Source organism: Amycolatopsis sp. lyj-90, assembly GCF_046549035.1.
GTDB lineage: Bacteria > Actinomycetota > Actinomycetes > Mycobacteriales > Pseudonocardiaceae > Amycolatopsis.
Window position 1 is genome coordinate 219,365 of the sequence record NZ_JAJPWP010000008.1, and the last position, 21,609, is coordinate 240,973.

Annotated in this window: 18 protein-coding genes; 9 read left to right on the top strand and 9 right to left on the bottom strand. The window is 69.8% G+C overall.

Annotated features, from left to right (window positions below):
- Nucleotides 1–38 precede the first annotated feature (38 nt).
- From ACLJPX_RS29955 to ACLJPX_RS29975, 5 genes are all read left to right on the top strand, one after another.
- Nucleotides 39–1,127, top strand: coding sequence for a hypothetical protein (locus tag ACLJPX_RS29955; RefSeq protein WP_410603778.1), 1,089 nt, complete (start codon nt 39–41; stop codon nt 1,125–1,127).
- On the top strand, nt 1,127–2,281 hold the full coding sequence (locus ACLJPX_RS29960) for a toxic anion resistance protein (RefSeq protein WP_410603780.1): 1,155 nt from the start codon (nt 1,127–1,129) through the stop codon (nt 2,279–2,281). The genes ACLJPX_RS29955 and ACLJPX_RS29960 overlap by 1 nt, the downstream gene beginning before the upstream one ends.
- Nucleotides 2,278–3,900: a substrate-binding domain-containing protein gene (locus tag ACLJPX_RS29965; RefSeq protein WP_410603782.1), complete on the top strand. Its 1,623-nt coding sequence runs from the start codon at nt 2,278–2,280 to the stop codon at nt 3,898–3,900. Before ACLJPX_RS29960 ends, ACLJPX_RS29965 begins: the two co-directional genes overlap by 4 nt.
- Nucleotides 3,897–4,490 carry a hypothetical protein gene (locus ACLJPX_RS29970; RefSeq protein ID WP_410603784.1) on the top strand — a complete coding sequence of 198 codons (594 nt, stop codon included), beginning with the start codon at nt 3,897–3,899 and terminating at the stop codon, nt 4,488–4,490. Before ACLJPX_RS29965 ends, ACLJPX_RS29970 begins: the two co-directional genes overlap by 4 nt.
- Nucleotides 4,491–4,625: 135 nt before the next feature.
- Nucleotides 4,626–5,726 carry a peptidase inhibitor family I36 protein gene (locus ACLJPX_RS29975; RefSeq protein ID WP_101612925.1) on the top strand — a complete coding sequence of 367 codons (1,101 nt, stop codon included), beginning with the start codon at nt 4,626–4,628 and terminating at the stop codon, nt 5,724–5,726.
- Nucleotides 5,727–5,756: 30 nt separating this feature from the next.
- Here ACLJPX_RS29975 and ACLJPX_RS29980 read toward each other — a convergent pair whose 3' ends face one another.
- From ACLJPX_RS29980 to ACLJPX_RS30015, 8 genes are all read right to left on the bottom strand, one after another.
- Nucleotides 5,757–6,551 carry an LmeA family phospholipid-binding protein gene (locus ACLJPX_RS29980; RefSeq protein ID WP_410603787.1) on the bottom strand — a complete coding sequence of 265 codons (795 nt, stop codon included), beginning with the start codon at nt 6,549–6,551 and terminating at the stop codon, nt 5,757–5,759.
- A 46-nt stretch (nt 6,552–6,597) separates the two neighbouring features.
- Entirely contained in the window at nt 6,598–6,852 is a 255-nt protein-coding gene (locus ACLJPX_RS29985) for a hypothetical protein (RefSeq protein ID WP_101612927.1), read from the bottom strand.
- A gap of 234 nt (nt 6,853–7,086) precedes the next feature.
- Nucleotides 7,087–7,434, bottom strand: a complete 348-nt coding sequence (locus ACLJPX_RS29990) for a hypothetical protein (protein WP_410603789.1) — start codon at nt 7,432–7,434, stop codon at nt 7,087–7,089.
- A 246-nt stretch (nt 7,435–7,680) separates the two neighbouring features.
- Nucleotides 7,681–9,090, bottom strand: a complete 1,410-nt coding sequence (locus ACLJPX_RS29995) for a M28 family metallopeptidase (protein ID WP_410603791.1) — start codon at nt 9,088–9,090, stop codon at nt 7,681–7,683.
- 32 nt (nt 9,091–9,122) lie between these two features.
- Nucleotides 9,123–10,145, bottom strand: coding sequence for a HEAT repeat domain-containing protein (locus ACLJPX_RS30000; RefSeq protein WP_410603793.1), 1,023 nt, complete (start codon nt 10,143–10,145; stop codon nt 9,123–9,125).
- A complete protein-coding gene (locus tag ACLJPX_RS30005; protein WP_410603795.1) occupies nt 10,146–10,817 on the bottom strand; it encodes a HEAT repeat domain-containing protein in 672 nt (223 codons plus the stop codon).
- Between the two features lie 797 nt (nt 10,818–11,614).
- The gene (locus tag ACLJPX_RS30010; RefSeq protein ID WP_410603797.1) at nt 11,615–13,975 is read right to left on the bottom strand and encodes a LuxR C-terminal-related transcriptional regulator; all 2,361 of its coding nucleotides are present in this window, start codon (nt 13,973–13,975) and stop codon (nt 11,615–11,617) included.
- Nucleotides 13,972–15,153, bottom strand: a complete 1,182-nt coding sequence (locus ACLJPX_RS30015; protein WP_410603799.1) for a molecular chaperone DnaK — start codon at nt 15,151–15,153, stop codon at nt 13,972–13,974. The genes ACLJPX_RS30010 and ACLJPX_RS30015 overlap by 4 nt, the downstream gene beginning before the upstream one ends.
- A gap of 294 nt (nt 15,154–15,447) precedes the next feature.
- On the opposite strand from ACLJPX_RS30015, the gene ACLJPX_RS30020 reads away from it, so the two are divergent.
- The 3 genes from ACLJPX_RS30020 to ACLJPX_RS30030 all read left to right on the top strand — a co-directional run bounded on the left by ACLJPX_RS30020 (nt 15,448) and on the right by ACLJPX_RS30030 (nt 19,622).
- On the top strand, nt 15,448–16,527 hold the full coding sequence (locus ACLJPX_RS30020; protein WP_410603801.1) for an IniB N-terminal domain-containing protein: 1,080 nt from the start codon (nt 15,448–15,450) through the stop codon (nt 16,525–16,527).
- A gap of 126 nt (nt 16,528–16,653) precedes the next feature.
- Entirely contained in the window at nt 16,654–18,420 is a 1,767-nt protein-coding gene (locus ACLJPX_RS30025) for a dynamin family protein (protein ID WP_410603803.1), read from the top strand.
- Nucleotides 18,417–19,622, top strand: a complete 1,206-nt coding sequence (locus ACLJPX_RS30030; RefSeq protein WP_410603805.1) for a GTPase — start codon at nt 18,417–18,419, stop codon at nt 19,620–19,622. The genes ACLJPX_RS30025 and ACLJPX_RS30030 overlap by 4 nt, the downstream gene beginning before the upstream one ends.
- 92 nt (nt 19,623–19,714) lie before the next feature.
- Here ACLJPX_RS30030 and ACLJPX_RS30035 read toward each other — a convergent pair whose 3' ends face one another.
- Entirely contained in the window at nt 19,715–20,116 is a 402-nt protein-coding gene (locus ACLJPX_RS30035; RefSeq protein WP_410603807.1) for a PPOX class F420-dependent oxidoreductase, read from the bottom strand.
- Between the two features lie 140 nt (nt 20,117–20,256).
- Here ACLJPX_RS30035 and ACLJPX_RS30040 point away from each other — a divergent pair, with 140 nt between their 5' ends.
- Nucleotides 20,257–21,474 carry a glycosyl hydrolase family 8 gene (locus ACLJPX_RS30040; protein WP_410603809.1) on the top strand — a complete coding sequence of 406 codons (1,218 nt, stop codon included), beginning with the start codon at nt 20,257–20,259 and terminating at the stop codon, nt 21,472–21,474.
- The last annotated feature ends 135 nt before the right edge of the window (nt 21,475–21,609 follow it).

Genomic DNA, 21,609 nt, shown 5'->3' on the forward strand with positions numbered 1-21,609 from the left:
GGCTGAAGGATCAGGCCTGTGAACGAGGGGGTGGGCCGGTGAAACGCCGTCTGTCGATCGGCCTGGCAGTGGTGCTGCTGCTGGCCGTGGTCGCCGTGATCGTCTGGGGCCGGGGCGGTGACGACGACACCGCGCAGGGGACCGGCCTGACCACGGTGCGCGGGGTCATCGGTTCGGAGAAGCTCGCGTTCTTCTCCGACAAGCGGGTGGCGGACGCGTTCGCCGAGCACGGCCTGAAGGTGGACGTCGACACCGCCGGTTCGCGGCAGATCGCGAGCATGGACCTCGGCGCGTACGAGTTCGCGTTCCCGTCTTCGTCGCCCGCCGCGCAGCGGATCCAGCGCGACCACAAGGTGACCGGCGTGCACACGCCGTTCCAGTCGCCGATGGCGATCGCGACCTTCGAGCCGATCGTGAACCTGCTGGCCGCCAACGGGATCGTGCGCAAGGGCGCGGGCGACTACCAGGTGCTCGACGTCGCGAAGTACCTCGAACTCGCGCAGAAGGGCACGCGCTGGGACCAGCTTCCCGGCAACACCGCCTTCCCGGCGCGCAAGAACGTGCTGGTCACCACCACGGATCCGCGTGAGTCGAACTCGGCGGCGATGTACCTGTCGATCGTTTCCTTCGTCGCCAACGGGAACAACGTGGTCAGCACGCCGGAGGCCGAAGCGAAGGTGCTGCCCGGGGTGTCGAAGCTGTTCCTCGACCAGGGTTACACCCAGAACACCACCGAAGGCCCGTTCGAGGACTACCTCGCGGCGGGGATGGGCAAGACGCCGATGGCGCTGATCTACGAATCGCAGTTCGTCGACAGGCTGGTCCGCGCGGACGGTTCGATCCGGCCGGACATGCGCCTGCTCTACACGGCGCCGACGGTGTACTCCAAGCACACGCTGGTGCCGCTGAAGCCGAACGGCGATCAGGTGGGCAGGCTGCTGGCGACCGATCCCGAACTGGGGAAACTCGCCGCCACCTTCGGTTTCCGCACCGGGGACCCGCGGTTGTTCGCCGACGTCGTCGCCGCGGCCAAGGCGCCGGTGCCCGCGGATCTGGTGGACGCCGTCGAGCCGCCGTCGTTCGAAACCTTGGAGCGTCTGCTCGACGCCGTGAAGAAGCAGTACTGATGGACGATTTCACGCTCACTCCACCCGAACCGGTGGAGGCGATCCCGGCCGAGCGGGCCGCCGGTCTGGTCACCCTCGGCCCGGAGGTCCACGCCGAGATCGCCGGCCGCGCGGAGAAGTTCGCCGCGCGGCTCGAAGCGCTCGACGTCCGATCACCGGAGTTCACCCGTGTCCTGGACGAACTGCTCGCGGTCGGCGAGTCCGACATGCGCGCGGCGGCCACCGTCGCCGGTGCGCTGCTGGACCGTTCGACGCGGGCGCTGGCGGAAATCGCGTCACCGCAACAACAGGCGACGGTGAGCTTGGCCGGGCTCCGGCGGACCGTGGCCGAGATCGACCCCGCGAAACTGCCGATCACCGGCCGCAAGCTGATGGGGCTGATCCCCGTCGCGGGCAGCGCGAAGAAGGCGCTGGACCGCTACCGCGCCGCCAACGAGCCGGTGAACGCGCTGGTACTGGACCTGCGTGCGCGACAGGACGTCCTGCGCCGGGACAACGCCGCGCTCAAGGGTGAGCGGGAGCGGCTGTGGGGGACGCTCGGCAAGCTGTCGGAGGCGGCCGCGTTCGCCGAGGCCGTCGACGCGGCGATCGACCGGCAGGTGGGGATCTTCGACCTGACCGACCCCGCGCGGGCCAGGTCGCTGCGGGCCGACGCGCTGCATCCGATCCGGCAGCGGCATCAGGACCTGCTGACCCAGCTCGCGGTGAGCGCGCAGGGTTATCTGACACTGGATCTGGTGCGGCGCAACAACGACGAGCTGATCCGCGGGATCGAGCGGGCGGTGTCGACCACGGTCGCGGCGTTGCGGGTCGCGCTGCTGGTGAGCGGCGCGCTCGCCGGGCAGCAGGACGTCCTCGACGAGGTCCGGGCCGTGCGGGCGACCACCGACGGGCTGATCCGGGCGAACGCCGAACTGCTGGAGCTGCGCAGCGCCGAGATCCAGCGCGCGGGCAGTGATCCGGCGGTGGCGGTGGCGACGATCCGCGAATCGTTCGAGCGGATCTACCGCAGTATCGACGCGATCGACGAGTTCAAGGCGGGGGCCGTCTCGACGATGGCGGCGACCGTGGAGGCGCTGTCCGGGGAGATCCGGCGGGCCGAAGACCATCTGCGCCGGTCTCACGAGACGGCGACGGCCGAGGGGGCATCGTGAAACGCTGGACGGTGGTCACGCTGGCGGCGATCTGCGCGCTGTCACTGGTTTCCTGCGATTCGGGGGAAGGCGCGACGGGACTGGGGGAGGCCGAGGCCGGCACTCTGCGCGTCCTCGCGGGAAGCGAGCTGGCGGATCTGCAACCGTTGCTGGAGCAGGAAGCGGCGGCGACCGGGGTCAAGGTCAAGTTCCAGTTCACCGGGACGCTGGAAGGCACCGAGTCGCTCGCGAACGGTAAGGCGGACGGGCAGTACGACGCCGTCTGGTTCTCGTCGAACCGCTATCCCGCGGCCGTTCCGGAGGCGGCGAAACGGCTCGGCGAGCAGGTGAAGATCATGAGCTCTCCGGTGGTGCTCGGGCTTTCCGCGTCGGCGGCGCAACGGCTCGGCTGGGCAGGGCGGCCGGTGGGCTGGGGCGAGATCGCCGAGCAGGCCGGGAAGAAGGCCTTCACCTACGGCATGACCGATCCGTCGGCGTCGAACTCCGGGTTCTCGGCCCTCGTCGGGGTCGCGTCGGCGCTCGCGGGTGCCGGCAACGCCATCGACGCACAGCAGATCGCTTCCGTCACGCCGAAACTGACCGAGTTCTTCAGCGCGCAGGCGATGTCCGCGGGTTCGTCCGGCTGGCTTTCCGAGGCCTACCAACGGCGGGCGAGCGGTCAGGATCCCGGCAAGAAGGTCGACGGCCTGATCAACTACGAGTCCGTCCTGCTGTCGATGAACGCGAGCGGGAAACTCCCCGAACCGCTGACGCTGGTGTACCCCTCCGATGGCGTCGTCACCGCCGACTACCCGCTCACCCTGCTGCAGAGCGCGAATGCCGACGCGCGGGACGCGCACCGCAAACTGGCCGATCGGTTGCGCACGCCGGACACGCAGCGCAAGATCATGGAGACCACGCAGCGCCGCCCCGTTGTTCCAGGAGTCCCATTAGGACAGCAGTTCGCGCGGAAGGACCTCGTCGAACTGCCGTTCCCCGCGACACAGCAAGCGGTCGACGCGTTGCTGGGCGCCTACTTCGACAAGATCCGGCGTCCGTCGCGGACGCTGTACGTGCTCGACACCTCCGGTTCCATGGCGGGGGACCGGATCGGGTCGCTGCGCACCGCGCTGATCGGGCTGACCGGCGCCGACGGTTCGCTGACCGGCCGCTACCGCCGGTTCCGCAGCCGCGAAGAGGTCACGATGCTGCCGTTCGACACCGTTCCCCGCAGCCCGGAGACCTTCGCGGTGCCGGAAGGCGATCCACAGCCCACGTTGGACAAGATCAAGCGGTTCGCGGAAGACCTCGACGCGAACGGCGGCACGGCGATCTACGACAGTCTCCAGCGCGCGTACGACATCATGGGCCCGCTGGTCGCGCGCGACCCCGACCGGTTCACCTCGATCGTGCTGATGACCGACGGGGAGAACGTGAGCGGCTCCACCTTCGAGGACTTCCAGCGAAAGTTCCCGTCGCTGCCGGAGCCGATGCGGCAGATCCCGGTGTTCACGGTGATCTTCGGCGAGGGCGACTCCGCCGAACTCGGCGAGGTCGCGAAACGCACCGGCGGCAACGTGTTCGACGCTCGGGGTGACGTGCTGCCCAAGGTGTTCCAGGAAATCCGCGGGTACCAATGACCCGGTACTTCGGCTCCACGAAGAACCTCGCCGGTTGCGTCGGCGGCCTCATCGGGCTCGTGCTGTACCTGACCGGTGTGGTCGGCGGGCTGTGGCCGGTGGTGGTCGCCGGGCTGTACGCCGTCTTCGCCCTGCTGGCGCCGCCCGAACGGGTCCGGCTGGTGCCGGTGGACGCCGTCGCCGAGGCCGGGCAGCTGCGCGCGGACCTCGACTCGTTGGTGGGCAAGGTGACCGCGCAGGCACAGCGCATGCCGGAGTCCTCTGTGGATGGTGTGCGGGGGATCGTCGAGGTGCTCGACGACATGCTGTCCCGGACGGAGCGGTTGTCGGCCAACCCAGACGTCCAGCATTCCGTGACCAGGCTGGCGCGGACGGATCTGCCGCTTTCCGTGCAGACCTACCTCAACCTGCCGTGGTGGTTCGCCGCCAAACGGCGGGCGAGCGGCGAGCCGAGCGCGTCCGAAGAACTCCTCGCGCAACTGGAGCTGCTGGAGACCGAAGCGCACCGGGTCGCGGAGCGGTTCTACGCCGGCGACGTCCACCAGCAGGCCGACCACACGCGATACCTGCGGGACCGGGGCGAGGCCTGAGGCGGTCCCGATCAGCGGCAAGCGGGAACCAGTCTGCCGGTCGTTCTGCATGGGCAAGCCGGGGTTCCCTGCGCTGGACTGGGCGACGCCGACCCGGTCGAGGTCGGTATTCCGTCTCTCCCAGGGAGCTCAGACGTGCGTAAATACAGACTCGGAGCGGCCGTCCTGGCCGCGGTCATGGTGTGTCTCGCCGGTGGTGTCCCGGCGAACGCCGAGCAGCGCGGCGACCACTGCGTCGCCGACACGGCGACCGGCGCGATCCGGTGCTTCGACAGCGTCAGCGAGTCCCTCGCCGCGGCGTCGGCCGGAAAGGTCGGTGCCTCCGCGACGGTGATCAGCGTGCTGTACGAACACGGCAACTTCGGCGGCGCCAGCCTGGCCGTCACCGGGTCGCCGTGCGTCGAGGGAACCAATCAGACCCTCGGCTTCCTCGGTGACTGGAACGACAAGATCTCCTCGTTCCAGACCTTCAACAACTGCTACATCACGATGTACGAGCACGCCGAGTACCAGGGCGAAAGCCAGGAGTGGTACGCCAACGACAGCGCCAACTACGGGTCGAACATGAACGACCGCGGCAGCTCCGTGGTGTATTCGCGCGGCCCCTCGCGCGCCGAACTGCTCAAGGACTGCGGCCGCGCCACCAAGAACTGCAACGCCCACGTCGACCAGCGCGGCCAGGACTTCTACGGCAGCTGGGGCCGGGTCGACACGGTGTACAACTGCAGTGCCAACAAGATCACCCAGGTGATCGGCAAACGCGACACCCGCAGCGGCAAGAACACGGTGTCGAACGAGATCAGCGTGACCGCGGGCTTCCAGTTCCTCGTCGACTGGTCGGTCGCCTACAAGCGCACGTGGGGCCAGGAATGGGGCTGGGAGACCAGCGAAAGCGTCGAGACCCGGATCGAGGTGAACCCGGGCTACTGGGCGGGCCTGGACCGTTCACCGGTGATGCGGATGGCCAGCGGCTCGTACGACATGTGGTTCGACAAGCGCAAATGGGGCCATCACCAGTGGTACGTCTGGAACTTCAGCGGTGAAGGCCCCGCTCCCGGTGTCGTGGGCCAGACCAGGACGGTCGGCAAGAAGATGACGTCGGACGAGAAGAAGAAGGTGTGCGGGAAGTCGGCCGGGCTCGTGCGGTCCTCCGCCGGTACCCAGGCGGAAAGCGCCGCGGCGGCGACGCCTGCCGCGCCCGCGGTCCGCGTCGCGGAAGGACGACTGCACAGCTGATCCGTTCGGCGGCCGATGGTCACGCGCTGACTATCGGCCGCCGAGCTTCGGCAGGGTCAGCGTGGTGACGGCCGTCATCACCCAGCCCAGCAGGTCACCGAGCGGGATCGTGGACAGCTTTTCTGGCCATTCCTCGGCCAGCGCGTGCAGGACGAGGTGACCGTCGTGCGCTTCGACCGCGGTGAGCCGGACCCCTTGCGGGAGTTCGGGCAGGGGCAGCACGATCGGCTTGAGCCGCGACGGCGGGCCGAAGCGGCGCCGTCCGATGTGGACGGCCATCGGCCGCAGGACGACGGCGTCGTCCTCCACGGTGGACTCCAGCACGAGATGTCCCCAACGGGGCCGCTTTTCCCAGCGGACGTGGAAATTCCCGTCGTCGCCGGGGGTCACGATGATGCCCGGCCGGGCTTCGGCGACCCGTGCCCGCAGGATCTCGGGCGCCACCCGGATCGCCATCTTCACCTGGTCGGGGATGGCGGCGGGGGACGGGAGCGAGCGGAGCCGGACGTTCGACGCCAGCACGGTGATGCGTTCCAGCGGCGTTTCCGGCCAGTCGACGTCCTCCACGACGATGCGGACGTCGCCGATCCGGCCGGTGGCGGCCAGGCTGAGGCTGTCGGCCTGGTAGTCGAGCCCGGTCAGGGTGAGCCCGACGTCGTGCCCGTCCACCTTGGTCGTCAGCCGCCGCCCGACCAGCTGTTCGGTCACGGTCTTGAGCACCGCGGCCGGGGTCACCGGGACGTTCGGCAACAGCGCCCGCCCGGCGGCTGCCAGGCCGAACAGCTCGGGAAGGGGGTTCAGCTCGAACCATCTGCCTTCGCTCATCCGACCAGTGTCGCCGAACGGGACGCCGATTGCCGCCGCAGGGGGGTCAGCGGGCCGCGAAACGGGCGATCACGCCCGCCAGGATCACCCAGAACGCCGCGGCCAGACCGTAGTCGAGGATGACCGCGAGATTCGGGTCACTCACCGGGAACAGCCCCGGCCAGAACAACGCCAGAGGTCCGGCGAGTGCCTGGATGAAAATGAAGAAACCGTTACCCGCGTTGGCTCCCGCGAGAACCATGACCATGTACAGCAGCTCGATGAAAGCGAACAGCGCGCCGATGCCGGTGATGACCCGCACGGCCGTGTTGCTCCTACTGGTGGTTCGCCATCTGGACATGCCGAAAAAGTTCCCAGATTCCGCGACGGCAAACGCTTCAACGGCCAAGTTGCGCCGATCGGCCGTATCCACCTACTCCCCGTAGGAACTAGCTGACTTTCAGGAACCCCCTGGTCGACGCGTCCGGGGCCCGAACTCACGTGCCTGAAGACGGAACTCGCGTGCTTGGAGGCGTGACTCGCGTGATCACGTGAGTCACGCAAAGGGGGCACCTTGCCACTGCCAGCCCGCGCGGGACGGGCGTCCGGGAAGTTCCACGCGGTCCGTGGCCCACAGCAACGCGGTCCAGGGATCGAGGCCGTCGGCGTCCACCTCCGGGAACATCCGCGCGAGGACCCGTGAACAGACGTCGCGGGGCGGATCGAGGGTGACGTCGAGCCCCCTGGCCATGTCCTCGCCGTGGACGAGGGCCTCGACGCACCCCATTCCGGCGAAGCCTTCGAGGTCGGCGCGGCCGCTCGGGTGGTACGCGCGGACATCCGGGGCCACCGTGCGCAGCGTGGCGCCCAGGATGCCGCCGCCGACCGTGACGAACTCCAGCATCTCGGACGGAGTCGCGGCGCTGTCGGCGACGGCTTCGAAGCAGACGAACCGCGGCGTCGACGGCCGCGCGATCAGCAGCCCGGCATAGGAGACGAGGCAGTCACCGAGGTGCTCGGCCGTCCGCCAGGCGTTCAGTTCGCCGGTGCCGGAGGCCGACGACCAGTCGTGGTCGGCCGCTTTCGCAGGTCGCTCACCACGCTGGTCACCGCCGCGTCGAGATCGCCGGGCGTGATCGTCATCAGGGCCTCAGCTCAAGGGTGTCGGAAACGCGACCGGGCCGCGGCGGCCGTTCTTCCCGACCGCGCGCACACCGAAGAACACATTGTCCTTCGACAGGTCGACCTTAGCCTCGGTCCGGTCGCCGACTCCGATCACGTGCGTCCATTCGGCCTCCGTCGTCTCCCGCCAGACGACCTCGTAACCGGCGAGATCCGGCTCGGTTCCGCGCCGCCACACCAGATCCGTGTCGTTCGTCAGCTGGTTCGTCCGGATCCGGACGTCCTCGGGGGCGCCGGGCGCGGTCGCGAGCGACCACAGCGTGGCGGCGTTCACCCGGGCGACCCTGGCGATGAACGGGAAGTCGCAGAACTCCGGCAGATCGCCGAACTGCTTGCCGTTCTCCACCCGGACGTCCTGGTGCTGGTGCGCGAAGTCCTCGTGCGGTTCGGTGAACCGCGCGGCCGGATATCCCTGCTCCAGGAACGGGATGTGGTCGCCGCCCCGAAGGTAGCGGTCGCGCCGGTAGATCACCCGCACCGACATCCCGGTCGCGTCGTTCTCCGCGACCGACCGTACGAACCGGGCCAGCTGACGGGACGGCGAATCGTTCTCGCCGCCGACGGCGCGCCGGATGTCGGCCTGCGCGGGGGTTTCCGACGTCGGCACGCCCTCGGCGAACAACCGGATCGTGCGCGGATCCCTGGTCCCGTCGTCCGCCCGGCTCGATCCGACGATGTCGTTGGTGAACATCGCGCGCACGTTCGTGCCCGCCGTTTTGTAGAGCGTGGCCAGATGCCGCGCGCCGAACAGGCCCTGTTCCTCACCCGCGACGGCCACGAACACGATGGTCGAGGCCGGGCGGCGGGTGGCGAACACCCGGGCGAGCTCCAGCGAGACGGCGACTCCGGAGGCGTCGTCGTCGGCACCCGGCGCGTCTTTGACGGCGTCGAGCGGATCCGAACACCGCGAGTCGTAGTGACCCGACACGACGTGGACCTGTTCGGGCGTGGTGGATCCGCGCAGGGTGGCGACGACGTTGGTGATCGTGGTGGCGACGGGGATCCGGGGCGGGGCGGGCGGCTGCACGTACGACTGCAACTCGACCTTCATCCGGCCGCCCGACCTTTCCGCGGATTTCGTCAGCTCCGCGAAGATCCAGTCGCGGGCGGCGCCGATCCCCCGGACGGGATCGGTCTGCGAAGACAACGTGTGCCGCGTCCCGAAGGCGGCGAGCCTGCGGACGGTGGCCTCGATACGGTGTTCGTCGATCTCCCGCAGGATCGCCCGGAGTTCCGCGTCGGGCCGTTGCGGGGCAAGGGATCCGCCGGGCCCGCGATCACCCGGCTGCTCGGCACCGGCCGGGACGCCGGTGAGGGCGACCGCCGACAGCGCGGCCGACGTGGACAGGAAAACTCGTCTGGACCTTTCCTCAGCCATCCTTCGTTCCTACGCGCGCGGGCATCGGGCGTCTACCCGCGAAAAGGATGAGCACGAGGTTCGAGTACTCCCGCGAGGGCCGAGGCGAGGAGGGCGACGGTGCGATCGTCGTCTCCGGCCAGGGTCCGCAGGACGCCCAGCGCCGGTTCCGGCGGCATCTCGACGAGGGCCTGGGTGAGGCGGATCCGCGTCGCGGGGTCCGCGGTGGGTGCGGCGAGTTCGCCGGTCAGGGCGCTCATGATCCGGTCCGCGCAGCCCGCGTCGCGGGCCAGGGTCCCGAGGACCTCGGCCGCCTCGACGTCGGTCGTGCCCTCGGCCACCATGCGGACGAGGGCAGGCACCGCGACGGTCTCGCCCCGCGAACCCAAGGCCAGCGCGGCACGGCCGCGGACGGCCGTGTCCGGGTCTTCGAGTACCTCCGTCAGCACCGCGGTCGCGTCGTCACCGGGCATCCCGGCGATCGCGAGGACCGCGCGCCGGCGGACCTCGACGTCCTCCGAACGCGTACCGGCCGCCAGACTCGCCACACCGTCGCCGCCCGCCCGCGCGAGAGCCCACCGCAGGGCCCCGGCGACGTTCGGATCGGCTTCGGCGAGGACCGCCCCGGCCAGTAGTTCGGTGGGCACCGGCACGTCTTCGGCCGGAGCCAGGACGGTCTGCTGCCGTCGCGCCGCGTGGGGCGAGTTGAGCCCGCGCAGGAGCTCGACGATGCGCAAGACGCCTTCCCAGCCGAAGGGCGCCGAGGCGTCGACCGCACGGAGCCGATCGAGCAACTCCTGTTCCCGCGCCAGGCGTTCCTCGGTCCGCCGGATGAGGTCGCCGACCAGATCGGACGGCTCGAAGGCCGGATCCTCCAGGGCACGCCCGATCTGGCGCAGCGACAAGCCGAGGGACCGCAGGCTCTCCACGTGGAAGATCCGGCGGATGTCCTCGTCGGAATACTCGCGGTAGCCGCCGTAGGTGCGGCCCGTCGGCCGCACCAGCCCGAGGGTGTCGTAATGCCGCAGCATCCGGCTGCTCACCCCCGAGCGGCGCGCCACCTCACCGATCAGCATTCACGCTCCTCCTGCTCGTTCCGGTCCGAGCGCGACGATCCGTTTCGCCTCGTCGACGGACGGGTCGAAAGCGGCCTCCGGGTCACGCAGGAGCCGCTCTGTGGCGCGGGCGTGCGCACGCACCTCCGGGTCGGCACTCGCCATGCCCGTCCGCAGGGCGGGCTCGATCTCGTCTCCCAGCGCGACGAGCGCCCTGCTGAGACTCAGCCGCACCGCCCGGTCGCCGCGGCCGAGTTGTGCCGCGAGGTCCGCGGCCAGCTCCTTCCGCTCCCCGTCGGGGACGAGGACGACGGCGGCACGCCAGGCGCTTCGCGCGACCTCGTCGTCGGCGTCGTGCAGCAGCGACCGGGTGATCGCGGGCCACGCGGTGACGTCACCGATCTTGGACAGCGTGTGCAACGCCTGGCTCCTGGCCTGGGTGACCTCGGAACCGAGCTCCGTCACGAGCGCAGGCACCGTGTTCTCCGCGGGCAAGCGGGTCAGCGCCCAGGTCAGCATGTCCCGTACGAAGAAGTCCGGCTCGATCGCGCACCGCGTCACCAGCGGCTCGACGAACCGGGCCTCCGGGTACGTCCCGGCCGCCAGGGCCGCCTGGAGCCGCGCCGACGAGCTCTCCGAGCTCAACGCGTCGAGCAGCCGCATGTCCGGCGAAGTCCTCTGTGTCGTGTCCATGGGGATCACCTCCTGCCCACAGTGAAGACCTTGTCACGATGTCAAGGTCAAGCACGGAGCCCGGACTTCTATCGGGTGAGGCGGCCGAGGCGCGGCCGCGCAGGGTGGTCGTGAGTGGCGATTCGGGTTCTGGTGGACCCGTATTTGCCTACCTACTGGATCCTGATGTCATCTCGGTGGCTTGTAGAGCTTGTTCTGGATGCCGATGTGGCGAGTGGGGAGGATTTGGGACGTTCAACGTCCCAAATCCTCCCCACTCGGCTGCCGTTCGCCGGGGTTGCGTGGTGGCTCGGTCTTGATCGACGGAGGATCGGGGACGTTGAGTGTCCCCGATCCTCCGTCGATCAAGTACCAAGACCGGAGCGACCCCCCGACGATGAAGGAATCGGGACACTCAACGTCCCAAATCCTTCATCGTCAACGCCTGGCACACGCGTGAGTCGCCACCCCAGCCGAGCGTGGAGGATTCAGGACGTTGAACGTCCCAAATCCTCCACGCTCGAACCTGCCGCGGTGAGAGTCCGGTGTCATCGAACTCCGAGACCGGGACCGACCCCCTCGACCCTCTTTGCCACTCACGACCTCCGCGAAACCGCACATCTAGCCATCAATCGGACATTCAGCTGTCAGGTAATGTCCCTTGTGGACACTCGGGAAAGGTTGGCGCCCGCTTGTCAGCCCGGAACCATGCCGCGAAGGCCACCTCGACCTTGAGGCTGGCGAAGGGGTCCTTCATCACAGAGGCTGGTCACGCCACCTGTGCCTTTTCCCGCCGCGAACCACCGGCCGCTAGGGCTTCACATCGCTTCGGGGGCGGTCGCGGGCAGCAGCTCCCGCAACATGGCCAGCAGCTCCCGCCGGTCCCCGGCCCCGAGCTTCCCCCGGATCCGCGCCATGTGGTGTTCCACGGTCTTGCCCGAGATGAACAGCTTGCTTCCGGCCTGCTTGTAGGTCAGCCCGTCGACGACCAGACGGGCGACCTCCAGTTCCCGTTCGCTCAGGGTGCTCAAACCGGTGGCCGCGACGGGCTCCGGAGCGCGGCCTTGGAACTGCCGGGCCGCTTCGAGCAACTGGACCATCGCCTTGCGGTCCGAAGTCCGGATCGCCGCCTGTCCGGCCAGCCGGGAGGCGTCCCAGCAGAGCCCGAGTTCGTGCAGTTCCGACGCCGCCGCGGTGATGACTTCGGGATCGAAGTTCCCGGTCAGGACCGCGAGCCAGCCGCTCGCGGCGGCGGCGAGTGCGGCCGGGTAGCGGCCGCAGGGCGCGAAAGCGTTGAGCGCGGCCAGGTGGTCCCCGGCCGAAGAGTGATCCTCGACGGTGATGGCGGCGTGCAGTTCGTGCCAGCGCAGGGTGGCCGTCCACAGTGGAGGGTTGCCGAGCGCGTCGAGGACGGTGTGCGCCCGTTCCAGGTGCCCGGCCAGTTTGGCGCTCGCGCCGCCCCGTGCGGCCGCGATCGCGAGTTCTCCCAGCGGCAGCAGCGAATACAGGTCCGGCTGCTGGCGCATCGTCGCCTGGTAGGCGCGGTCCCAGGATCGTTGCATCCCGGGAAGGTCGCTCGACCGTCGCGCTAAGCCCAGTTGCAGGGTGGCGGCGAAGAGTTCGTCGCGGGCTTCGAGGCCGTCCGGTGGCATCAGGGCTTCGGCGGCCGTCTTGAGGTCGCCCGCGGTCATCGCGACCCAGCCGAGCAGCAGCCGGTGCCGTTTCGCGAGCAGGTCGCCGCCGATCCGCCCGGTGACCGCGCGGCTCAGCACCGATTCGGCCAGCGCGAGTTCGCCGGAATGCAGTCCCACCAACGCCGCGAGGGCCGCCGGGCTGTCCGGGAGCGGTGCCGGTGCCCCGGCCGATTCCAGCATCGATGCCGCGCCGAGCAGGGCCGACAGGGTTTCGGCACCGCAGCCGGACACCGAGCCGGTGATCGCGCGCGCCGTCCGTGAGGCGGCGTTCGCGAACAGGGTCGGGACTTCGGGGGTCTCCAGGACACCCTGGGCGGCTTCGAGTTTTCCGGTGCCCAGCAAGGCGATCGCGGCGAACGCCTTCGATCCGGCCCGGCCGGACCATTGGTACAGCTCGGCGCTGTGCGCCAGTTCGCCGCGATGCGCCAGCACGGTCGCGGCCACTTCGGCGCCCGCGGCCCTGGCGTCGGTGTCCGAAGTGCCGCCGAGCATGCCGTCGCCGAGGCGGAGTGCGGTGTCGAGGTCTCCGGCCAGCGCCGCGGCGTGCGCCCAGCCGACGGTGAGCGCCGCGCCGCGCCCACCGGCCTCGGACGCCGCTTCGTAGAACCGCGCCGCGAGTTTCGTGTCGTCGGGCATCGCCTCACGCGCGGCCGCCTCGAAGGCGGCCGCCGCGCTCGCGCCCGAACTTCCCGTTCCCAGCAGGGAACGAGCGAGGTCCAGCACCGGAAGTCCGTCGCGCAGCTGGAGTTCCACCAGCCGTTGCAGCACCGTCAGCCGTCGTCCCGGTGACCCCCAGGCGCGGACGGCTTCCGCGGCGATCGGCAGCAGGACGTCGTCCTCGCCGAGGAGCCCGGTCGCCCTGGCGTCGTCGAAGACCTCCGGCAGGCCTTCGCGATCGCGGTTGAGCAGTGCCGCCAGGAGATCGAGATTCCGGCCCGCGCCTGCCTCGGCCGCGATCAGGTAGCGGTGCACGTCCTCGTCCAGCTGCTCCAGCTCACCGCGGAAGTCCGCGAGCCCGCCGGTGACCGCGCGGAGCACGAGCCCCGGCACACCACCGGTTCTGGCGTGGACGTCTCCGGCCGTGGCCCCGTCGCCACCGGCGTACTCGACGAGCCGCCGGACGTCGTCGAGGCCGAACGCGCCCAAGGACACGGATCTGCCGAAGGAATCCGCGAGCGCGCGCAGCGCCTTGGTCCGCCCCGTCGTTCTGCAGGCGAGTACGACGGGCACGGCCGTTTCCTCCGCCCGTGCCTTGATCTTCGCGATCTCGTCTTCGCCGAGCTGGTCGGCGTCGTCGACCAGCAGGGCCTCGACACCGGCACTCGCGTAGTGGCGTCCGAGCAGGCCGAGCAGATGGGTCTTCCCGTGCCCGCCGGGGGCGACGACGGTGAGCCGCACCGGGAGTTCCGGGGCGGCGGTCACCTCGTCGAGCAGACGCCGGGCACCCGGATGGATGATGCCGGGCTTGTCGAGCAGTGCGTTCAACAGCGACCTTTGGTGGAAGCGGCTGGGGAGGGAGAAGGGGGATCAGCCGGGTTGGGAGGATCGGACACAGTGGTGGTGCCGGGGGTGGGCGGCGCGCACGAGGTCGGCGTGGTGGGAGGGGCTTCGGGACCCTTGTCCGCGGTGGCTTCTCGGGTGGTCAAGGTGAGCAGCAGGGCGGTCGCGGCCAGCACCGCGACCGCGGTCCCGGCGACGAGGGGCTTGCGACGGCTGAGCAGTTTCGCCGCCCCGGTGCGTTCTGGCAAGGGGAACGGGGTGATGTCCACCGGCGGCCGTTCGGGCCGCTCGGTGAGCTCCGGAGTGTCGTCGACGCGGGGGAGCAGGGTGGTTTCCACGGTCGCCACGGCATTCACGGGTTGCGGAACGTCACGTCGCGCGGCGATGTTGGCCGCGCCGGTCGCCACCGTCAGGACCGGATCACTCGAGGCGAAGACGGGGCACGGCGTCCGGCCGGGAACCGGCGGGGCCTCGCCGCAGAGCACGATGCCCGCCAGCGCCTGCGGCTGGATCCCGGCGCCGTGCGCGAGTTCGAAGACCTTGCCGATGGCCTCGCCGGGGTCGACGCCTTCGACCGTCTTGACCGGCAGCCAGCCGTTGATCCCGGCGGCGGCGATCGTGACCACCGCGCCGTCCGGGCCGAATTCGCAGACACCGGCGGTGACTTCCCCTTGCGGGGCAAGGTACGCGTGCAGCGCGGCGACGGGCGCCGGGACCAGCATGGCGCGGGGGAAGCCGGCTTCGGCCAGTGCCCGGCGCAGCAGGTCACGGCGGAACGAACCCCAGCCGACGGGATGCGTGAGCACGATGTCCCGCGGTTTCTCGCCGAACCGCTCGGCCGCCTGATCCACCGCGGCGTCCACGAGGACGGCGCTGAGGGATTCGGCCGGAAACCGTTCACTGCCGACGATCACGGGGACGTCGTCGCCGATCCGCTCGTGGAACCCGGTCAGCAGCCGGGCGGGCGCGGACCGGCCCGCTTCGACGGCGGCGTCCCCGGTGAGCAGGTAGCCGTCGTCGTCGAGGAACACCGCGGACGCCGCCGACGGGCCGCGCGCGCCGAGCCACGACGGCTCCGGCACGCCCCAGCCGTCGCCCTGGTTCACGCAGGTGGCGGCGGTGGTCCGGGTCGAGGCGATATCGATGCCGAGGACGTAGGGCAACGAGCATCCTCCTTCGCTTGACCAGCCCCTAAGGACCTAATAGGGCCACTCACCCGAACGGCTTGACCCATCCGGGTGAGGGTTGGCATTAAACCCAACCGGATGCGTCTCGGTTAAGCCCCTAACGCCCTAACGATGTCATACCGATCCCCTATTGGCTGAGTGGGCGACGACCAGGAGTGATCCCCGATGTGCTGAGAGGTACCGGCTCACTAACTTCGGTGACCTGCGCTCAGCCGTGCCCTCCGGCCGCTGCGCCAGCCCCACCGACTAGACCACCAGGAGAGTCCTTCCATGGGTTCCGTCCAGACCCTGCACGACTTCACGCTGAACCTGCTGAACGACACCGCCGCCCGCGCGGCCTTCGCCAACGACCCGCAGCAGGTCCTCGCCGACGCCGGCCTCGGTGACATCAACGCCGCCGACGTGCACGAGGTCGTCCCGCTGGTGCTCGACTTCGTCCCGGTCGACACCGCCACCGACGTCACCGGAACCGCCGCGGCGACCGCCGACAACCTGGCGGGCTTCGGCGGCGTCGCGAACGTCGTCAACGGCACCGACGGCGAGTGCGCCGACGGTGTCCAGGGCGCGATCGACCAGCTCACCGCGCTGACCGCCGGCCTGCCGGTCGCCGTCCCGGGTGCCGGCGACCTGCCGAGCCTCCCGAGCCTGCCCGACGCCGGTCTCCCGGGTCTGCCGGAGCTGGGCGGCCTTCCCGCGGTCCCGGCCGTGCCCGCCGTGGGCGACCTGCCCGTCGACCTCCCGGGCCTGCCCGCCGTCCCGGCCGTGTCCGACGTGACCGACGTGTCGAACGCCGCCGCCGGCGTGACCGCCCTCGCGCAGAACACCATCGGCAGCTTCGGCCTGACCGGTGACCTTTCGGAGCTCGACGCCGTCTCCGCGGGCCAGGCCGGTGGCCTCGCCAACGGTGCCGTCGACACCGCGACCGACCTGGTCCACGACGTCCCGGTCGTGGACGCGGTTCCGGCCGTCGACTCGGTCCCCGCCGTCGGTGACCTGAACAGCGACCTGCCCCGCGTCGACGGTGTCGCGGGCGGTGCCCCGGACTTCCTGTCGACCGTGGGTGACCTGACCAGCGTCATCGGCCAGGTCGGTGTCGCGGACGTCACCACCAAGGTGCACGACATCGCGGGCAAGGCGCACGACATCGGCAACGGCAACATCGCGAGCGACGTGACCGACAACGTCGCGACCGACGTCACCGACAACGTCGTGAACGACGTCGCGAACCACGCGGGCGTCAACGACGTGCACGACGTCGTCTCCGGGGTGGCCAACAACATCGGCCACGTGGGCGACATCAACCTCGGTGCCGGCGACATCGCCTCGCACAACGACATCCACATCGGCTGAGCTGAATATCTTTCATCTCTTGCCGTGTGCACGGGCCCCGCGATCGCACCAGGTCGCGGGGCCCTCGCGGCATGTTGGCCCATGCCACATTGATTCCGTGCTTGGTTAAGGGAACACTGCATCCCCGTGACAGCCCCCGCCTGGCTCGACGTGCTCAACGAGACCTTGGACGCCTGTGCCGCCCACGGCCGCGCCGACCTGGCCGAACGCCTGCGGCGGAGACGGGACCAGCGGGTTCCGGGCACCCGGATCGCGGTGGTCGGCTTTCCCAAACAGGGCAAGGGATACCTGCTCAACGCGCTGCTGAACGCCCCGGTCTGCGCGGTCGGGGACGCGAGCACCCCCGCCGTCCCCACCGAGATCGGGTACGCCCCCGACGCGGCCGCCACCCTGGTCGGGCACGCCAGGGAAAGCGTGCCGGTGGCCGAGCTCGCCAAGGAACTCGAGATCCGGCCGCCCGGTTCCCTGCGCCGGGTCGAGGTCGGCCTGCCGCGTGAGCTGCTCGGCACGGGTCTGGTGCTGGTGGACACCCCGGCGATAGGGGATCCGCGCTCGCCGCGCACGGCGGCCACCCTCGACGTCCTCGCCGACGCGCACGCGGTGATCCTCGTCTCCGACGCGACGCAGGAACTCCAGCCCGCCGAACTCGCGCTGGCCCGGCACATCCGGACCTGGTGCCCGGCACTGGTGCTGGCGCTGACCAAGATCGACGTCAGCCCGGACTGGCGCGAACTCGCCGCCCGCAACCGCACCGCACTTTCCGAGACCGGCGTCGTCGCCGACGTCTTCCCCGTGTCCGCGACGGTGCGCCAAGCCGCCGCGAAGGCCGGTGACGCCGGCCTCAACGGACGGTCCGGTTTCCCGGAACTCCTGAACTGGGTGGGGGAACAGGCCTCGCGCCCGATCGAACGCACCCGGGCGCTCGCCGCGGCGGTGAGCGTCCGCGCGGCGGCGGTCGAGCTGGTCGAGACCCTGCAGACGCGACTCAACGCCGTCTCACAGGACAACGGAGTCGACCAGGTCACCCTGCTGCACCAGGCACAACGGCGCACCGAGGAACTGCGGCGGCAGAACGTCCGTTGGCAGAACCTGCTGTCGGACGAGATCACCGATCTGGTGTCCGACGCCGAATACGACCTGCGCGAGCGGACCCGGCAGATCGTGCGGCATATCGACCGCACCTTCGACGAAGGCGACCCGGTGCAGATCTGGCCGGATTTCCAGACCTGGCTGGAAGAGAACCTCGCCGAGGCCGTCGAGACGAACTACAACTGGGTGTCCGACCGGTCGACGTGGATCGCGCACGCGGTCGCCACGAGTTTCGGGCCGCGCTACGGCCAGGCCCCGGAGCTGCCGCTGACCGGATCCGGGGTGGACTCGATCCCCGAGGTCGGCGCCCCCAAGATCGAGCGGTTCAAGATCGGGCAGAAACTCTTCACCGGCTTGCGCGGTTCCTACGGCGGCGTGCTGATGTTCGGCCTGGTGACCAGTCTCGCCGGGCTGCCGCTGATCAACCCGGTGTCCCTCGGCGCCGGTGTCGCGTTCGCCACGAAGAGCGTGCGCGACGAAGGCGGGATGCGGTTGCAGCGGCGGCAAGCGCTGGCGAAGGCCGCGGCGCAGCGTCACGTCGACGACGTGTTCATCCGGTTCAGCAAGGAGATCAAGGACGAGATCCGCCAGGTCCAGCGGCGGCTGCGCGACCATTTCGCCGCGCTGTCGGACGAGCTCGCGGAAGAGCTGACCCGCCAACGGGAACTGATCATCGCCGGATCCGCCGAACGGGACCGGCGCACCCAGCGGGTCAAGAAGGAGATCGACCGGCTCGCCGCCCTGCACCGGAAGGCGGGCGCGCTCGGCAGCGGCGCGGCGCCGCGCCGGGAGCTCTCGGCGTGACCGCTCTCGATGTCCGCGAGCTGGTGACCGAGGCCGCGGCGCTCTACCGGGACCGCCCGCACGCGGTGGCGATGCTGCGCGAATGCCTGGAGCGACTGGAAGAACCGCTGCGTGTCGGCTTCGTCGGCACGCCGGGGACCGGTAAGTCCACTTTGGTCTCCGCGCTGTCGGAATGGCCGACGCGGGCCCTGCGTGACCTCGACCTGTTCGACACCCCGGCGCTCGCCGAACACGTCGACGCGACGGTGCGCCTGGTGCGCCACCTCGAACCCGACGAACTCGCCGGCGCCCGGCCGGTGGGCGGTTCGGCGTTCGCCCGGCAGAGCGCGGTGAACTCGGTGCTGGTGCTCGGCAGGGCCGACGAGGTCGGCGCGGGCCGGATCGACGCCTTGCTCACCGCGAAACAGCTGGCGCGGCGGGCTTGGCGCGAGGATCCGAACTGCGCGGGGTTTCAGGGAGTCCTCGCCGTCGCAGGGCAATTGGGCTACGCGGGGCGGGCGCTACGGGACGACGAGTTCGCGGTGCTGCGCGCGCTGGCGACGGTCTCCCGTCAAGAACTGGAACGGTATCTCCTGTCCGTGGATTCCTTTGTGGACGATCCGTTCCCGGTGGGGGTCCCGCCGGAGTCGAGGAAACATCTGGTTTCGCGGTTCGGGCTCTACGGCGTCCGGCTCGCGATCACCCTGATCCGCACGGGCTGTGAGAGCAGGCTGAAGCTTTCGGCGGAACTCGTGCACCGCAGTGGTCTCGGCGATCTGCGGGACACGCTCGCGGGATGCTTCGTCGCCAGGGCCGAAGCGTTGAAGGCACGCACGGCGGTGCTGCGGCTGGAAGGCCTGCTCGCCGCCGAACCGATCCCGCACGGCGACCGGCTGGCCGCACGCGTGGAGCGTTTCGCCGCGGCCGCGCACGACTTCCGGGAACTGCGGCTCATCGCCGACATCCGCGGCGGCCGCACGGCGTTGTCCGGGGAGATCGCGGAGGAGGCCGCCCGGCTGCTCGGCGCGCAGGGCCTCGCGCCCACCGAGCGGCTCGGCCTCGAACCCGGCGCGGACCCGGCCGAGATCCACGCGGGTGCCGAAAGCGCGCTCGCCGGATGGCGGCACGAGGCGGAACGGGCCGACGCCGCGCATGCCGAACGGGCCGCGGCGCGCGTGATCGTCCGCTCGGTGGAAGGACTGCTCAGCCTCTTCGTGGGCTGAAGGGGCCTTTCCCCGCATGGGATGAGGGCAAAGCGCCCTTCGCCGCATGTGACGAGGGGAAAGGCCCCTTCAGCTCCGGGGCTGGTCCCGCGTCAGGCGTTGCCGAGCACCCGGGTCACGGTGATCTCGATGACCACGCGGTCCGGATTCGGCTTGGGCTGCCGATAGCGCGCGGCGTAACGGTTTTCGGCGTCGCGCACCGACTCCGGATCCTCGCGCAGCACCGCGCGTCCCTCCAAAGTGGACCATCGCGGGCCGTCGATCTGGCAGGCGGCGACCGGAATGCCCTTTTCGTCCGCTTCCTTGATCATCCGGGCCTTCTTCGACGAGCGGAACGTGATCACGCGGGCGATCCCGGTCTCGAAGTCCACGGTGACGCCGACGGCGACCACGTGCGGGGTCCCGTCGGGACGGACGGTGGTCAGGGTGGCGAGATGCCGCTCGGTCCAGAATTCCCGGAAGGTCTCGCCGCGCGCGCTCAGGTCGATCGTCATGTGCTCACGCTAGGCCACCGTTCACGTAAGCGTCATTTGAGGTAATAGTAAGGAAACTTTCTTAACTCTCTTGTTTTTGGCCGACCCGGATGTCACCCTCGAAAAGCGCCGCCGCCACCAACGACGTTTCCGGAGGAGCCATGAGAAAGACCGTTCGGACAGTGCTGGCCGCGGCCGCGCTGACCGCCGGGCTGGTCGCCACGACCGCCCCCGCCACCGCGGCCACCGCTCAAGGAACCCCTTACCTGCCAGGCGTTCTCCGCCCGTCGGTGTCCCAGGCGACGCAGGACGCGGCACTCGCCAAGTACTACGACTTCTGGAAGAAGAACTTCCTCACCACCAAGTGCGGGACGGGCACCTACGCGGTCAAGGCGCCGGACGCCGACCACGCCTTCGTCGCCGAGGGTCAGGGCTACGGGATGACCATCGCGGCCATGATGGGTGACAAGGACTCGCAGGCCCGCACCGTCTTCGACGGCATCCTGAAGTTCGTGAAGGCGCACCCCTCGTCGATCGACAAGGACCTCCACGCCGCCGAGCAGGACGCGAGCTGCAAGAGCGTCAACGGCACCGACTCGGCGACCGACGGCGACCTCGAAATCGCCTACGGCCTGCTCATCGCCGACAAGGTCTGGGGCAGCGGCGGTTCGGTGAACTACAAGGCCGAGGCGCTGCGGATCATCAAGGCGATCAAGCGCAGCGAGGTGCACCCCACCACCAAGTTCATGCGGCTGGCCGACTGGGCGGACAGCGGCAAGTACATCAACAGCTCGCGGTCTTCCGACTGGATGCCGGGTCACCTCCGCGCGTTCGAGAAGGTCACCGGCGACTCGTTCTGGGGTCAGGTCCGCACCCGGCAGGAGCAGGCCGTCACCCAGCTCCAGCAGCAGTACGCGCCGAATACCGGGCTGATCCCGGACTTCGTCGTCAACACCAACTCCACGCCCAAGCCCGCCCCGGCGGACTTCCTCGAAGGCAAGGACGACAAGTACAGCTACAACGCCTGCCGTGACCCGTGGCGCCTCGGCGTCGACGGCATCACCGTGTCGGGCAGCCCGGCGCAGGGCCAGGTGAAGAAGATGAACACCTGGATCCAGCAGAACACCGGCGGCGACCCGGCCAAGATCACCACCGGCTACACGCTGTCGGGCTCCAAGATCTCCGGCGAGTCGGGTCAGCACCCCTGCTTCACCGCGTCGTTCGCCATCGCGGCGATGAACGACCCGGGCAGCCAGGCCTGGCTGGACAAGCTGTGGACCCGCGTCACCACCTGGACGCCGAACGCCACGGACTACTACGGCACCGGCATCACCGTGCAGGTCCTGCTCATCCTCTCCGGTAACTACATCGCTGTCTGACCTCCTCCGTGAAGGCCCCCTTCTCCCGGCTCAGCCGAGGGAAGGGGGCCTTCACACGCGATACGGACATCCATCGGACAGGATTTCAACTGTCAGTTGACCTCTTCAACAGGCAGTTGTAGCGTCGGCGACCAC